Below are 14,234 nucleotides of genomic sequence, written 5' to 3' on the forward strand. Positions count from 1 at the left end.
AGTGATGCTAAAGGTTATGAGCAAAGAATGGCTTAATCAGTATGCAAAATAGGGTGAGAGTGCCTTTATGTCTAATGCTATGGTGCTGCCAAGGTACTGATCTTCTCTTGCATCTTGGAATGCATCAAGTCGTTTGTAGATAGTAAAGTAGCGCTTGATATTTGCCACATAGTTGACCGGTTCTTTGCTAATGTTTGCTTTGGCGACAATCTCGACATTGTTGAACCATTTATTGGGGTTGTAGCCTTGTTTCTTCGCCAGTGCTCTCATGCGGCGGATTTTAGCAGGACCCGCATTGTATGCGGCTAAGCTGAAGTAAACTTTGTCTTCTTTTGAAATCTCTGGTTTATCGAAATAGCGGTCATGGATAAACCGCAGATACTTTGCTCCTGCATGAATATTACTTTCTAAGTCGTTGACATTATTGATGTCTACATACCAATCTAGCGCAGTCTTTGGCATGACTTGCATGATGCCGACAGCCCCTCTATGCGAGACTTTAGAGTGATCTAGGGCGGACTCTTGAAAGGCTTGTGCGAGCAAAATCATCCAATCGATGTCGTATTTATCACCATACTGCCCGAAGAGTATTTCTAGTTTTGCGCGTTCTTGGTTTTTTATCGGGTTGGATGCTCGGTTCATCCAATTGGTCTTTTTTAGGTAGCGATTATCAATGACATTTCCCAGTAGCGTCCCTTGCTTTGACGATGCGAGATAGCTGTTAATGGTTTTGCTTAGAAGTGGGCTGTCTTTCCTCATTGCCCAAGCCACTTCGCCTTTATTACGAAGCGCTATACTGTCGTGAATTTGTATTTGACTGCTTAATTGGGTCCAGAGTTTGAGTTTATGGTTGTCGACGATGGTTGCGGTGATCGCGCTAGATTCGAGTAGCGTTAACAAATCTAAGTCTTGCAAATTGTCATCAATGATTCGAATCGTTATCGGTTTTCTGCCACCGCGTTTAAGCATTTGATTGACATTTTGTACGCTGTCTAAATGGCTAGACCCCGCTTTTACCCACACTTGTTTCCCTGCTAACTGCTCAATTTTCGTTAAAGCGGGCATGGATGGATGCGTGACTAAATATTCCGTCACATTTCGTCGAATGGGCTGGCTGAAGTCTACCTTCCTCAGCCGTTTTTCTGTGATGGTTAAGTTGGCGATAGCAATGTCTCCCAGACCTTGCTCAATATTGTCGATGATATCTGAGCGTTTGACCGGAACGACAATGACCCTTAACAGTGGGTGACTTTTTTTAATAGCGCGTTCAAAGTGCTGGATATGCTCTGCCGTAATACCCTTCGGTCGCCCATTTTCCATGTGATAAAAACCGAGGTCGGCTGAGACTAAAATACGGATCACGCCCTTTTTTTGCATGCTATCAAAGTCACCTATGTAAGTATTTAAGGTCGAGGTGGGTAACTCAAGTGAAAAAGAAACCGGAGTTACAAACAACGCGAAAATACAAACGCTGGATAATATAGAGAACTTAAAAGGTTTAAACATGTACAACGTACCTCATGTTAAATACGGTTGGGCGTTAATCACGGGATCACACTTTGTCATCGACAAAGCGCCGTAAAAATAAGTGGTTTGGTGGGCGCTATACGCTACGCGATGAACGTTTTATGGTGTGGGAGGATGTGATATTTCGCTCTCAAGTGGGCACTTATTCCAAGCCAGCTTGTTGTTGCTCGCCCGTTAAGGTGTGGTAGAGCCATTTCACGGACTCCGCTTCGCTCTGCTCCGCAGGATAGATTAACCAGTAGTTAATAGGTTCAATGACTCCCGGAAAAGGCAGGGTTTTAATGGGAAGGAGTTGTGCTTGTTGCAGGGCAAATTGTTTAGGACACAAACACAGGGCTTCTGAGCGAGCCACCAGTGATAGCATGGAGGTTATCGATGTTTGTGTTGATAAAATTTTGCGTCTTATCGGTGGTCGGTTATAGAACATTTCAAACAGAGAAGCATTTCGAAACTGATAGTTCAAGATGACATGAGATTCACGCAGGAACTGGGCTTCAGTAATGCTGTCACTTACTCTAGGGTGATTATTGGCAGCAACCACAACCATTTCATCTTCAAATAAAAAATCGTTGCAAATATTGGGCTCGGTGATCTGGAATATATCGATGATCGCATCAGCATTATGAAACTTTAGTGTCTCATAGCTATCACTGCTTCGATATAAGATGTCTACCCACTCGATGTTATATCGAGTGGTGTCATTATTCACTTTCTCTGAATCTTTTATATGCTTGTAAATCAGGGTTTCTGGAGCGTGAACGATGAGCGTTCTCGAATTGGGCTTTTGCTCGTTATAGATGCAGCCCTCAATGACGTTGTCAAACTGAGAAATGAGCGGTGACACTTGTTCGATGAGTTGCTGAGAGTGAACGGTGGGGGCAATTCCTCGCCCTTGGCGTACAAAAAGAGGGGTATTTAGATCGGAGGAGAGTTTTTTAATGGACTGGCTTACTGATGCTGGTGTCACTCCTAATGCTTCCGATGCGCGACTGATAGAGCGGTGTTGGAATACCGCGACAAACACTCGAAACAGGTTTAAATCGATATTGTGATATTGAGTCATAATACGGTCATCTTTAGTAAATTAGCCGAGTAACCATCCTTGGCTATGTTATTAACTATAGATATTTATTGCTATGAAGCTGAAAATTCTTTCTCTAATGCGTCCAATGTTGTTCTAGAGACTAATTGACCTTCAATGTAATAGCTGATGGTATCGCCTTCTTGAACACCAATGACTTTTGAAGATTCGCCATTACTTAATACCACTTCCATTTCAATGGTATTTTCGTCTAGATAACGAATCGTTCCGTTATCCGGCTCTGTCATCGTTAGGGGATCAATGGGCGCGTCGTGTAGGCTTGAGTCAACTTTATCGTTAACTTCAATATAAGTTTCAGTTTTAGAGTCAAAAACGTGAGTCTTCCCATTGATTGGGTTGGTACCAGACCAAAACTCAATAGAGTTCACCACGAATACATCGGATAACAATGTGAAGCCATACACAGGAGACAATAAAAAGTTAACCCCTGCTCGAGCGTAGCGGTTGTCAACGACCTTAACGTTAAATCCCATCAATTTCTCTGTCACGGCGTTACTACCCACGCAGCCACTTAAAGTAATAGAAGAAGCAATTAATAGCGCGAGTTTGATTTTGGTATTCATAATTTTCCTATTTGTCAGTCTAAAGTCTTGGTCGCTCACTTCATTCGCAAATCGCGTGTGTAGATAAGGTCTCAACAGTGCTGAGCGACAAGGGAGGCGGAGTCTATAACCAGCAAACATAGTGATAAATGGGAATGGATTAAGAAACAGTTAACGATAGCTTAAAGGTTAGTATGAGTACGATTTATGACTTTTAATCATGCGGTTACCTTTTGTTTAGCTCGTGGAAGGACATACAATGAAACATTTTGGTGTTATTTTTACGATTTTACACATAGGGTCATAAACATAGCTGCGCTTACTTAACGTTATAACGGAGAGTTAAAGGGCTGCAGTGACAACGCGACGTTTGGATATATAAAAAAAGCGACCGTGCGTGTCGTCTTAGAACGGTATGAAAAGTTAAAGTCTGAGGCGATCTTTGCTACAGTTCGTCGCGAACGATAGGGGTGAGTGACGGGAGTAACAAGTGGAAGAGATTTATTTTGCTGGTGGTTGTCTATGGGGCGTGCAGGAATTTATGCGCCATTTACCCGGTGTCATTTCAACGCAAGCAGGCCGTGCCAATGGTTCTGCAGAGACGACTTTAGCCAACTATGACGGTTATGCGGAGTGCGTTCGGACTCAGTTCGACCCGAAACGGGTATCGGTAGAGGCGTTAATGGGTTACTTTTTTGAAATCATCGATCCTTACAGTATCAATAAACAGGGTGATGATGTTGGAGAAAAGTATCGAACGGGTGTTTATAGCCTTGATTCAGAGCATTTAGTTAAGGTGAAGCGTTATCTACAAGCGCGAGAAGATGTGGATAGGATTGCGATAGAAGTACTGCCGTTATCTAATTATGTGAAAAGTGATGATGAACATCAAGACAGGCTAACAGTACACCCCAATGATTACTGCCATATTCCGCAAAACATTCTGCACCGATACAAAAAGCGTTAGCGACGACTTTTTTCTCTGTAACTGTAAAGAAGAACACCAGGCTTGAAGAAGAACACGGACGGGCCGCCAGTGTTCTTCTTACTTCTTATTTCTTATTTCTTATTGTATTTACCCAAGCTGTCGGTCACAAATGAACGATGGCGCACTAATAGCCACAAGAGCCCTCCTGTTATACCAACAAACAGCTGAATAGTGCCTAAGTTATTGATCAGGGATTCAGGATTAAGGGACACTAATACCATGCCAATGGAGCCGCAAATCATGGCGAAAAACTGAATTAGAGCCACGGCAGAGCCTGTGTCGTGATCTTGTTGGTCTAGCATTAAGTTTGTTCCCGGCACTCGCATAGCAATAACCATCACCGTGGCTGGCGCTGCGATGCAGGCAAAAAGCCAAGGAGAAGTGTCGCCAATGGTGAGGGTGAGGATGCCAGCAATCGCGAGTAGTACAAAGCAAAGCGAAATGACGTTTTGTACTGATATGTGGCGAGACAGCTTCATATAGATTGTTGGACCAAAAGAAGCACACATGGCATTAAAGGCAAAGGCGTAGCTAAACTCTTGTTCCGTTAGGCCAAACCCATTGATATAGATATAAGATCCGCTAGCAAGGAACGCCATGAGTGCCATCGGTGTCACGGAAAAAATGGCGAGCAATGCAACAAATCGTGGGTTTTTCATGACCACACCGAGTCGGCTCCATGACCGAAGCATTGAACCATCGTATTTGTTTTCGAGTGTTTCTCTGTAGAAAAATGCCAGTATAGAGGCAAAGCCCCCAAATACCGCGAGTGTGACAAACATCATTCGCCATGATGCAATCTGCAGCAAAAAGGCCCCAAGCACTGGTGCAATCATCGGGGCGATGATCACTAGTGACATAATGGTGGCCATTATCTTTTCTCGTTCCCTGCCATCATAAAGGTCTTTAACAATGGCCGTTGCCACCACGGTAATGGCACTGCCAGCAAAGGCTTGTAGAACGCGCGCAGCAATGAGTTGCTCAATACTACCCGCTAAGGCACAAAAGAGGCTCGCAAGCATATAACCACCAATACCCGTCAATAATATCGGTTTGCGTCCAAACTTCTCACTGAGTGGCCCCCAAAATAGCAGACCGATAGCGTAGGTCACAAAATAGCTGCTAAGGGTCAAATTGACCATGGCTTGCTGGGTATCAAATACCTCAACCATTTGTGGTAATGCAGGTAAATATAAATCGATGGTGAGCGCTGGAAAGGCACTAATAATAACCAGAAAAAAGAGCATGCCTTTTTGACCTAGTATCGGTTGAGGTTTTTTCAAATGGTAACTCCTGAATGCGTCCGTGAATATTTTGTTGTTGAGACGTTTAAATGGATGAATGGTTGATGAGTACGGTCCGAACTTAACTAATAAGCCAGGTTGTTGTTAACGCGTTTAAGCAGGGCGCGTAAGGTTTCGGATTCGTCGTCCGAAAAACCGGTGAGCATATCGTTGATCATGCCCATTTCGACCTCGTCTAATCGCTCAAGCAGTTTTAACCCTTTGTCACTTAGCATGAGTTCGACTGAACGTTTGTCAGTAGTGCTTGCCTGTTTGATGATCAAATCTTGTTTATGTAGTCGCGCGACGATACGGGCAATTTGCGCTTTGTCGCGGTTCATTGACTCCACGAGCATTTGCTGTGACGCCCCTTGGCTGTCTCGAATATCACTCATCGCTTTATGTTCAAGCGGAGAGAATTCAACTTTCTGGCGAGTGACTTCCGCCACCATTTTCCCACGAGTCTTCATGCGAATTTCACGCAGGGTATGGCTGATGTCTCGGTATGTTGTCATTGATTGCTGAGGTATTTGGTTGATTTAGTCAACGATTGTCGGCTTTTTAGTTGATTTGGTCAACTAAAAAGCCGAAGAAGGCGCCTTATATCCGATATCGAACGGCAACAATATCAAACTCGTCTATTGATAACGTTCATACCATAGTCATAAAAACATCGAAAAACCGTCAACTAGTTGCGTTGAAATAGCAGTCAAATAAATGAAAGGTGATTCGGAGAAACGTTATGGCGATGATTGCGCCGGAGCTGACCGTTGTCAGTGAAACTAGTAATGTAGTCACACCCCTATTAGGGCGTAAGGTGCTGGAGACTCGAGCACTTACCAAGTCGTATCAAGACGATAAAGTAGTGCTAGATGGCATTGATTTTACGCTGCATGCCGGTGAGTTTGTTGCGATTGTTGGTCGTTCTGGTGCGGGTAAGTCAACGTTATTACACACACTTAATGGCACGATTGCAGCAACAAGTGGTGAGATCTTAAATGTCCACACAGACCAATCTACGGACAACGTTTTGTCGATGACTCGCAAGGAACTTCGCGATTGGCGAACACACTGTGGCATGATTTTTCAAGATTTCTGCCTCGTACCGCGTCTTGATGTGATTTCAAATGTATTGCTTGGACGCCTGAGCCACACCTCAACATTTAAGTCGTTATTTAAAGTATTTAGTGATGAGGATCGAGCGGAAGCCATTCATTTACTCAAGTGGCTAAACATGCTGCCTTATGCCCTTCAACGAGCGGAAAATCTGTCAGGCGGTCAGCAGCAACGGGTCGCTATCTGTCGAGCCATGATGCAAAACCCTAAGATTCTGCTAGCAGATGAGCCCGTTGCCTCACTTGATCCCAAAAACACCGTAAGAATTATGGAAGCATTGCAAAAAGTCAGTACTGACGGCATCGCAGTGATGGTGAATCTTCATTCTATTGAACTGGTTCAACAATACTGCACGCGCGTCATTGGTCTGGCAAAAGGACGAGTGATATACGACGGACATCCGTCAGGATTAAATGATGACGTTTTACATCGCCTGTACGGTGATGAACTCGATCAGGTTGGCTGATCACAAACAATTTTGCTGACTGGCACCTCGGCCACCAGTGATCATAATGAACAAGGAAGACAAAATGAATAAGCTTTTTTCAGTAGGTTGTGCCATTGCGGCTGCCCTTTCTTTTAACGCGCAGGCGTCTGCACCAAATGAAATTAACCTCGGTATTTTAGGGGGGCAAAATGCAGCAGCACAGATCGGTGATAATCAATGTGTGGCAACGTTTTTCCATAAAGAGCTGGGCGTAAAAACCAACATACGAAACTCAACAGACTATAACGCCGTCATTCAGGGACTATTGGGCGAAAAAATTGATCTCGTGATCAATATGTCGCCAAAATCTTATGCGGAGATTTATCTAAATGACCCGAACGCGGTCGATCTTGTGGGTATTACCGTCGATAACAGTGATGACTCACGTGGTTATCACTCGGTGATTCTTGTTAAAGAGGACAGTCCGTATCAGTCCATTGATGACCTTAAAGGTACGGCTTTTTCATTTGCCGATCCTAACTCAACGTCAGGGTTTCTTATTCCCAATAATCAGTTAGAGACTCGCTTGGGAGGCAATATGGATAATAGCTTCAATAACTATTTTACATCCGTTAGCTTCTCCGGTGGTCATGAGCAAGACATTGTTGGTGTACTTAATGGGCAGTTTGATGCTGCAGTAACCTGGTCTTCAATGCTCGGCGATGCTCAGCAAGGGTATACCGCGGGCGCACTACTGCGCTATATGAGCCACGACCCTAAATTGATGGATAAAATCCGTATTATTTGGGAATCACCACTTATCGCCAATGGGCCAACAATTGTTAGCAACAAGCTTGAGCCTCAGTTTAAAGACGACTTAGTTGCGGCAGTGAAGAAACTCGCTAAAGAAGACAATGAGTGCTTTAGCAAGGCCGCGGGTGGGCAGTTACATCTTGCGGATACCAGCGTTGCAGAATATCAGTCGATCATTGATTTAGTGAAGGCGACGAAGTTTGCTCAGAGATAGTCGGTTTACTCAAAGATGATACGTTTACTTAAAAATAAAGCGTTTGCTTCGCGATAATTTCTTTTCCCACCTATAGCGGGAGATATGCCTACTTGGTTTTTGACCCCGCTATCTCATTTTGGTTTTCATCATGTTGTTTGAACACTATTACCAACAGATTCGACGTAAGCAGAAAGTGGACGCATTTATGTGGTCTGCCATGTTTATGGTTTTATATCTTATTTCCGGGCATTTTGCCGAGTTTAGTCTTGGTCAGATTATTCATAATGCCCCTGCGTTTTTTGACTATATCTTGGATACGGTTCCGAATCTGTCTTGGGACGTTTTGTTTGCGGGGCGAGATGAAGCAGGACACGCAGTACCTGGCTCTCTTATTTACTGGGGTTATCGGTTACCTATTCAGCTTCCGCTGCTTTGGGAGACGCTGAATGTAGCAATGGCTGCGACGCTTGTGTCTTCGATTATTGCGATTATTTTGGCGTTTCTCGCGGCGGGCAATGGTTATGCGCCGCCATCAGTTCGTATGGGTGTGCGCGCTTTTGTCGCGTTTTTGCGCACGATGCCAGAGTTGGCGTGGGCGGTCATGTTTGTGATGGCTTATGGTGTGGGTACGTTTCCTGGATTTGTGGCATTGGCTTTACATACGGTTGGGAGCTTGACCAAACTCTTTTATGAATCGATTGAAACGGTATCTGATAAACCGATTCGCGGGTTAACGGCCGCAGGAGCAAGTCCGTTGCAGCGTGTGAGGTTTGCATTCTGGCCTCAGGTCAAGCCGATTGTTCTTTCTTATGTCTTTTTGCGGTTTGAAATTAACTTTCGTTCGTCAACCATTCTTGGGTTAGTAGGGGCGGGAGGCATTGGGCAAGAATTAATGACGAATATCAGTTTAGGTCGTAATGACCAAGTCAGCATGACATTACTGCTGATCATTCTTGTTGTGGCCTTGATTGATATGTTGTCTGGGTTTTTGCGCAAGCAAGTTATCAGCGGAGAGATAAAATGAGCACTTTAACGTTGCAACAAGTAAAACAAGAAAATAAAGAAATTTTTGCAAGCCAAGGGCGTTATCTTCGCGTGGTCATTATTGCCGCCTTAGCTGTGGTGGTTTATTACCTAACATTTTTTGCCTTTTTCGGTGTTACACAACAGCAGTGGGAAATGGGAAATAGCAAAATTAGCAGCTATTTTTTGCATATGTTTGTTTGGCGTGACTTTTGGAATTGGCCGTTTGCGTATTATTTTTCTCAGATTGGAATCACGCTCGCGATTGTACTCGGTGGCACGTTAACCGCTTCTGTTGTGGCGCTTCCCCTGTCATTTTTTGCGGCGCGTAACGTTATGACCGGCCCCTTTGCGATAATCGCTCTATTTATTCGCCGTATATTTGATGTGCTTCGTGGTGTCGATATGGCGATTTGGGGGATGATTTTTGTACGTGCGGTTGGGTTGGGCCCACTTGCTGGCGTGATGGCGGTATTTATCCAAGATCTTGGGTTGTTTGGCAAGTTATTTGCCGAGAGTCATGAAGCCGTCGATCGAAAACCGACTAGGGGGCTAACTTCTCTAGGCGCGAACCATATACAAAAGCATCGCTTTGGGATTTTTACCCAGTCCTTCCCCACTTTTTTAGCGCTCACTTTATATCAATTAGAATCTAATACTCGTTCAGCCGCGGTACTTGGATTTGTTGGTGCGGGGGGCATTGGATTGGTCTATGCAGAAAACATGCGTTTATGGAACTGGGATGTGGTGACTTTTATTACTTTGATACTGGTTGTCATTGTGATGGCAATGGATAAAGTATCGAGTGTGCTACGTCAAAAATACATTATCGGTGAGAATATCCCGCTATTTGATAGTAAAACGTCGTATGGCAAAGGATCTTAGGTCAGCCTTCAACATCTAATGTGTCAGCTGGCGTATGTAGGCTCGGTGATTCAGGGGGGAGATCCGCTGCGCGAACGAGTAACCGTAAGGCTTAAAAAGCAGGAACAGGGGAGGCCTTGTTCCTGCTTTTCTATTCTTTCGCTGGTTTCTTGCTATTGGGAGAACGTAGCGTTATTGCATTTCTTTCATCGCAGAGATGACAGAAGGGTCATTCAGAAGATTGAACAGAAGGCTCTTAGCGGAAGAACGTTGAGCGTCGGAGAGCATTTTCTTTGGGTTCTCTCTAGACTGAGTCAGAATGTTTTTGACGAATCGACTGTTGGTTCCTGATAGTTCGTACACGAAGCGGAGAGTGTCGAGTAACTCATCTTGAGCCAAGCTATAAACGGCCATTTCACAACTTAGGTTGTCCATAGATAGAAAGTTGTTTACCACGATCTGGCGTTCAGCGTTAAATTTCTCTTTGGCTTCAAAGGCATCAATCAAAGCTTGAACCCTATCGGCGATCGCGACAGGCACTTCCATTGTTTTTGTTTCATGAGTCATCGTTGATTTTCCTTTTCTTACTGGCACTCACCATATCCGTTTCAATGGGCTATGGATCACTCCTGATTGCTTTAGATGAGCCGCCTGTGGCTGATATCATCTATTTCTACTGTCTGTCAGTCTACGCTGTTGTTTCTCTTTCAGCATCTACTTTAGGGAGATTGTGGGGTAATGCAATGGATATCAGTTGAATTACATTTTTTTACGTTCGTTAAGGCCATGCCTTAAGCAATTGGTGGTGAGTTTATGAGCAAGTTGTGTTTGTGGCCATGGGTTTGAGCGTTCTGTGCGCCTGACAGTCCGTTTCGGTCCTATTTAAACAGAGGGGGTCTCTCCTAAGGATAAATAGCGCACAGATTCGTGAATATGACCTCTACAGAAAGCGACGTGAATTAAAATCTGATTAGGTTTTAGTTTGTCTAGGCGTTTGGTTTTATATCATCTTGGTGAATAAATAATAAGAGAGATATATTATGAAACGGACAGGGGCTTGTATGATTTTGGCATTCGCCTTTAGCGGATACAGTGCCGTCACTCATGCTGACACTATTTTGCATGCTTTTAATTGGAAGTATGCCGATGTTAAAACCAATGCGACTGAAATTGCGCAGGCAGGGTATAAGAAAGTATTGATATCACCGGCGATGAAATCGAGTGGTAGTGAGTGGTGGGCGCGTTATCAGCCACAAGATCTTCGTACTATCGATTCTCCCTTAGGCAACAAACAAGATTTGCAAACCATGATTGATGCCTTGAAAGCGGTGGGTGTCGATGTGTATGCGGATGTGGTGCTTAATCACATGGCGAATGAAAGTTGGAAGCGTAGTGACTTAAATTACCCTGGAGTAGAGGTGCTGAGCGACTATGCTAATCGCTCAGATTACTACGCTAGTCAGACCCTATACGGTAATCTTGAACACGGTTTATTTTCTGAAAATGACTTTCACCCGGCGGGCTGCATAAGTGATTGGAATAACCCTGGTGATGTTCAATATTGGCGCTTATGTGGCGGTGACGGAGATACGGGATTGCCGGATCTCGACCCCAATGATTGGGTGGTTTCTCAGCAACGTTTATACCTTAATGCATTAAAGACTATGGGCGTGAAAGGTTTTCGTATTGATGCTGTTAAACACATGAGTCAATATCAAATAGATCAGATATTTACAGCTGATATTACCTCAGGCATGCACGTATTTGGTGAGGTGATCACGAGTGGTGGTAAGGGGGATGGAGGCTATGAAGCTTTTCTTGCTCCTTATCTTAATAACACCAATCATGCGGCTTATGATTTTCCTTTATTTGCCACAATACGCTCGGCATTTTCCATGAATGGTGGCTTAAATCAGCTGCATGACCCAAAAGCCTATGGTCAAGCACTTGATGATTCTCGAGCGATTACCTTTACCATCACCCATGACATCCCTACTAATGACGGCTTTCGTTATCAGATAATGGATCCGCAAGACGAACAACTCGCCTACGCGTATATTCTTGGTAAGGATGGGGGAACACCGCTTGTTTATAGTGACGATTTACCCGACTCCGAAGATAAGGACAACGGTCGCTGGGGGCAGGTGTGGGACAGTACCTTGATGAAGAGTATGTTGAGCTTCCACAATGCCATGCAAGGAAAACCAATGACGGTTTTGTATAGTGATCAATGTAGTTTGCTCTTTAAGCGAGGCAAAGAGGGCATCGTGGGCATTAACAAGTGTGGTGAGGCCAGAACGATTACCGTGGATACGTATCAATTTGAGTTTAACTGGTATGTGGAATACCACGATGTATTGAGTGATGCTAAAGAGACTATCACGACTCGTTACCATGCGTTTGCTCTGCCACCGCGCAGTGCCAGCATGTTTAAGAGATGAGATCAGTTGTAGTGAATAGTGAATAATGAATGACGGATCGTTAAAGATGACCCGTTATTGATGACGACATCATTGCTATGTTCATTGAATACGACAGACCTTAAAGCGCTCGTGAGTATGAAAATTACAGAGCGCTTTATTATTTAGTGTGTGAATTACTTACTGTGTGAGTTACTTAACGTGTTAATAGTTAATAGTTAATAGTTAATAGTTAATAGTTAATAGTTGATGCCAATCGCTTAATGACCGTTTTTTGAACGCCTGTCTAACCTACGCTTTGGAGCAAAGCGATTCCTTGGAAGCGAATATAACTTTCTTGAACTAGACTCATTGTGCAGTTAACGCATTGTTTCAGTACATTGTTTAAGAGGTCTTAAATGGAAAATTCGAATCAGTCACCACAGTCTGCTTTTCTGTCTAAAGGTTGGAAATACTTTGTCATCGTCGGAGTGGTTATTTCGCTGGCAGGAATAGGGGCGATGAGCTTACCAATACTGGCGGGTGTGACGATTTCAACGCTTATTGGAGCGGTATTACTATTCAGTGGTTTAGTGCAGGCCTACCACACATTGTCGATCCATTCGTGGAAAGAAAAACTGTGGTATGTATTAAGTGCGGTGTTGTATATCGTTGGAGGCTTATTTATTCTCTTTAAGCCACTTGCGGGGCTAGTGACTATCACAATGCTCATGGTGATAGTCATGATATTAAACGGTCTAACTCGCGTGTTTTTTGGTCTTGGCAATCAAGGGTTACCTAGCCGGGGCATTATTATTGCCAGTGGTTTACTGTCGACGGTGATTGGTGGCTATTTCTTTTTGTTACTCGACGACCCTGCATTCTCTACCGCACTGTTGGGAACGTTTATTGGAATTTCGCTGTTAATCGAAGGCATCAGCTTTGTGTTTCTCGGCATGAAACTAAAAAAGCTCTCTTAGCTCCATAGTGAAGAGAAATTATTTTCTAAACTTGCTCGTACCAATAAAAGAAAACCCCTTGCTTAGATTGCGTTTTTAGTGCCTTAAATTGGCGATTTAAGCCCCATGTAAATCACTGTTTTTAATGGGTTTCTATTTCTAGGAATTAAGATTGCTGGATGTTAGTCTTCTTCTGTAGGTAGGAGCACTAACATGATTTTTAAAAATAAACATTTTGAACACCACGATTTTTCTAACCAAGACTTATCTGATCATCGGTTTGACCATTGCCAGTTTACCCATTGTGACTTTTCCAGAGCAGATTTACGTGACAGCGCTTTTATGCACTGTAAGTTTGTAGAAACAACCGATTTAACAGGCTGTCACTTTGATTATGCAAATTTAAAAGACGCCAGCTTTAAGCAGTGTCAAATGGCGATGTGTAACTTTGAAGGTGCCGAGTGCTTTGGGATAGAGCTGCGTGAGTGTGACTTAAAAGGTGCGAATTTTTCACGGGCTCGATTTGCCAACCAGGTCAGTTACAAGATGTATTTTTGCTCGGCGTATATTACCGACTGCAATTTGTCTTACACGAACTTCGAGCGCTCGGTCATCGAGAAGTGTGATTTGTTCGAGAACCGTTGGGTAGGCGCGAACCTTCAAGGCGCGTCGTTTACTGGTTCAGATTTGAGCCGAGGGGTGTTTTCCCCTGATGCTTGGTCTCAGTTTCGTTTTCAAAATGCTAACTTGTGCCATGCGGATTTAGAAGGGCTTGATCCGCGACGCGTTGACCTGACAGGAGTGAAAATTTGCTCGTGGCAGCAGGAGCAGTTGCTAGAACCACTTGGGTTGGTTGTGATGCCGGATTAAGACCTTAGTATGGAGTCTTTAATGTCGATAGGCATTAAAGACGGGTGATTACATAGGTAGCATACATCGATGAACACATAGAGGCGCCATCATGTCAGTGGCTAAAGCGATTGGTATAGAGCTTC

General features: G+C 43.9%; 14 protein-coding genes. 8 read left to right on the forward strand and 6 right to left on the reverse strand.

Going from position 1 to position 14,234, the window contains the following annotated elements:
* Window positions 1-36: 36 nt before the first annotated feature.
* From MD535_RS14445 to MD535_RS14455, 3 genes are all read right to left on the reverse strand, one after another.
* The gene (locus tag MD535_RS14445) at window positions 37-1,506 is read right to left on the reverse strand and encodes an MltF family protein (protein WP_279348288.1); all 1,470 of its coding nucleotides are present in this window, start codon (window positions 1,504-1,506) and stop codon (window positions 37-39) included.
* Between the two features lie 163 nt (window positions 1,507-1,669).
* A complete protein-coding gene (locus tag MD535_RS14450) occupies window positions 1,670-2,590 on the reverse strand; it encodes a LysR family transcriptional regulator (protein WP_265675730.1) in 921 nt (306 codons plus the stop codon).
* Window positions 2,591-2,661: 71 nt separating this feature from the next.
* The gene (locus MD535_RS14455; protein WP_265675731.1) at window positions 2,662-3,192 is read right to left on the reverse strand and encodes a DUF3332 family protein; all 531 of its coding nucleotides are present in this window, start codon (window positions 3,190-3,192) and stop codon (window positions 2,662-2,664) included.
* A 469-nt stretch (window positions 3,193-3,661) separates the two neighbouring features.
* Here MD535_RS14455 and MD535_RS14460 point away from each other — a divergent pair, with 469 nt between their 5' ends.
* The gene (locus MD535_RS14460; RefSeq protein ID WP_265675732.1) at window positions 3,662-4,138 is read left to right on the forward strand and encodes a peptide-methionine (S)-S-oxide reductase; all 477 of its coding nucleotides are present in this window, start codon (window positions 3,662-3,664) and stop codon (window positions 4,136-4,138) included.
* A gap of 92 nt (window positions 4,139-4,230) precedes the next feature.
* Here MD535_RS14460 and MD535_RS14465 read toward each other — a convergent pair whose 3' ends face one another.
* Together MD535_RS14465 and MD535_RS14470 are read right to left on the reverse strand one after the other, a co-directional pair.
* Window positions 4,231-5,442 (reverse strand): multidrug effflux MFS transporter, encoded by a 1,212-nt coding sequence (locus MD535_RS14465; protein WP_455433334.1) that lies wholly within the window; start codon window positions 5,440-5,442, stop codon window positions 4,231-4,233.
* Between the two features lie 86 nt (window positions 5,443-5,528).
* The gene (locus tag MD535_RS14470; RefSeq protein ID WP_265675733.1) at window positions 5,529-5,957 is read right to left on the reverse strand and encodes a MarR family winged helix-turn-helix transcriptional regulator; all 429 of its coding nucleotides are present in this window, start codon (window positions 5,955-5,957) and stop codon (window positions 5,529-5,531) included.
* Window positions 5,958-6,184: 227 nt separating this feature from the next.
* Here MD535_RS14470 and phnC point away from each other — a divergent pair, with 227 nt between their 5' ends.
* The 4 genes from phnC (at window position 6,185) to phnE (MD535_RS14490) (ending at window position 9,902) form a co-directional block, all read left to right on the forward strand.
* The gene (gene phnC / locus MD535_RS14475; RefSeq protein ID WP_265675734.1) at window positions 6,185-7,024 is read left to right on the forward strand and encodes a phosphonate ABC transporter ATP-binding protein; all 840 of its coding nucleotides are present in this window, start codon (window positions 6,185-6,187) and stop codon (window positions 7,022-7,024) included.
* Window positions 7,025-7,088: 64 nt separating this feature from the next.
* Window positions 7,089-8,012: a phosphonate ABC transporter substrate-binding protein gene (phnD, locus tag MD535_RS14480; protein WP_265675735.1), complete on the forward strand. Its 924-nt coding sequence runs from the start codon at window positions 7,089-7,091 to the stop codon at window positions 8,010-8,012.
* Between the two features lie 130 nt (window positions 8,013-8,142).
* A complete protein-coding gene (gene phnE / locus MD535_RS14485; RefSeq protein WP_265675736.1) occupies window positions 8,143-9,018 on the forward strand; it encodes a phosphonate ABC transporter, permease protein PhnE in 876 nt (291 codons plus the stop codon).
* Window positions 9,015-9,902 (forward strand): phosphonate ABC transporter, permease protein PhnE, encoded by an 888-nt coding sequence (gene phnE / locus MD535_RS14490; protein ID WP_265675737.1) that lies wholly within the window; start codon window positions 9,015-9,017, stop codon window positions 9,900-9,902. Before phnE (MD535_RS14485) ends, phnE (MD535_RS14490) begins: the two co-directional genes overlap by 4 nt.
* A gap of 171 nt (window positions 9,903-10,073) precedes the next feature.
* Here the strand turns inward: phnE (MD535_RS14490) and MD535_RS14495 are convergent, their stop codons facing one another.
* Window positions 10,074-10,448 (reverse strand): hypothetical protein, encoded by a 375-nt coding sequence (locus tag MD535_RS14495; protein WP_265675738.1) that lies wholly within the window; start codon window positions 10,446-10,448, stop codon window positions 10,074-10,076.
* Between the two features lie 473 nt (window positions 10,449-10,921).
* Between MD535_RS14495 and MD535_RS14500 the strand changes: the two genes are divergently transcribed.
* The 3 genes from MD535_RS14500 to MD535_RS14510 all read left to right on the forward strand — a co-directional run bounded on the left by MD535_RS14500 (window position 10,922) and on the right by MD535_RS14510 (window position 14,109).
* Window positions 10,922-12,322 (forward strand): alpha-amylase family protein, encoded by a 1,401-nt coding sequence (locus tag MD535_RS14500; RefSeq protein ID WP_390902937.1) that lies wholly within the window; start codon window positions 10,922-10,924, stop codon window positions 12,320-12,322.
* Between the two features lie 377 nt (window positions 12,323-12,699).
* Entirely contained in the window at window positions 12,700-13,260 is a 561-nt protein-coding gene (locus MD535_RS14505) for an HdeD family acid-resistance protein (RefSeq protein WP_265675739.1), read from the forward strand.
* Between the two features lie 192 nt (window positions 13,261-13,452).
* The gene (locus tag MD535_RS14510; protein WP_265675740.1) at window positions 13,453-14,109 is read left to right on the forward strand and encodes a Qnr family pentapeptide repeat protein; all 657 of its coding nucleotides are present in this window, start codon (window positions 13,453-13,455) and stop codon (window positions 14,107-14,109) included.
* Window positions 14,110-14,234: the final 125 nt, after the last annotated feature.

The sequence above is a fragment of the Vibrio qingdaonensis genome (assembly GCF_026191675.1).
Lineage (GTDB): Bacteria > Pseudomonadota > Gammaproteobacteria > Enterobacterales > Vibrionaceae > Vibrio > Vibrio qingdaonensis.

Excerpts from the sequence above, each read along its gene's own strand:
- MD535_RS14470 (WP_265675733.1), bottom strand. The coding sequence starts at position 5,957 with ATGACAACATACCGAGACATCAGCCATACCCTGCGTGAAATTCGCATG.
- MD535_RS14510 (WP_265675740.1), top strand. The coding sequence starts at position 13,453 with ATGATTTTTAAAAATAAACATTTTGAACACCACGATTTTTCTAACCAA.
- phnE (WP_265675737.1), top strand. The coding sequence starts at position 9,015 with ATGAGCACTTTAACGTTGCAACAAGTAAAACAAGAAAATAAAGAAATT.
- MD535_RS14505 (WP_265675739.1), top strand. The coding sequence starts at position 12,700 with ATGGAAAATTCGAATCAGTCACCACAGTCTGCTTTTCTGTCTAAAGGT.
- MD535_RS14495 (WP_265675738.1), bottom strand. The coding sequence starts at position 10,448 with ATGACTCATGAAACAAAAACAATGGAAGTGCCTGTCGCGATCGCCGAT.
- MD535_RS14500 (WP_390902937.1), top strand. The coding sequence starts at position 10,922 with ATGAAACGGACAGGGGCTTGTATGATTTTGGCATTCGCCTTTAGCGGA.
- MD535_RS14455 (WP_265675731.1), bottom strand. The coding sequence starts at position 3,192 with ATGAATACCAAAATCAAACTCGCGCTATTAATTGCTTCTTCTATTACT.
- MD535_RS14450 (WP_265675730.1), bottom strand. The coding sequence starts at position 2,590 with ATGACTCAATATCACAATATCGATTTAAACCTGTTTCGAGTGTTTGTC.
- phnE (WP_265675736.1), top strand. The coding sequence starts at position 8,143 with ATGTTGTTTGAACACTATTACCAACAGATTCGACGTAAGCAGAAAGTG.
- MD535_RS14445 (WP_279348288.1), bottom strand. The coding sequence starts at position 1,506 with ATGTTTAAACCTTTTAAGTTCTCTATATTATCCAGCGTTTGTATTTTC.
- phnC (WP_265675734.1), top strand. The coding sequence starts at position 6,185 with ATGGCGATGATTGCGCCGGAGCTGACCGTTGTCAGTGAAACTAGTAAT.
- phnD (WP_265675735.1), top strand. The coding sequence starts at position 7,089 with ATGAATAAGCTTTTTTCAGTAGGTTGTGCCATTGCGGCTGCCCTTTCT.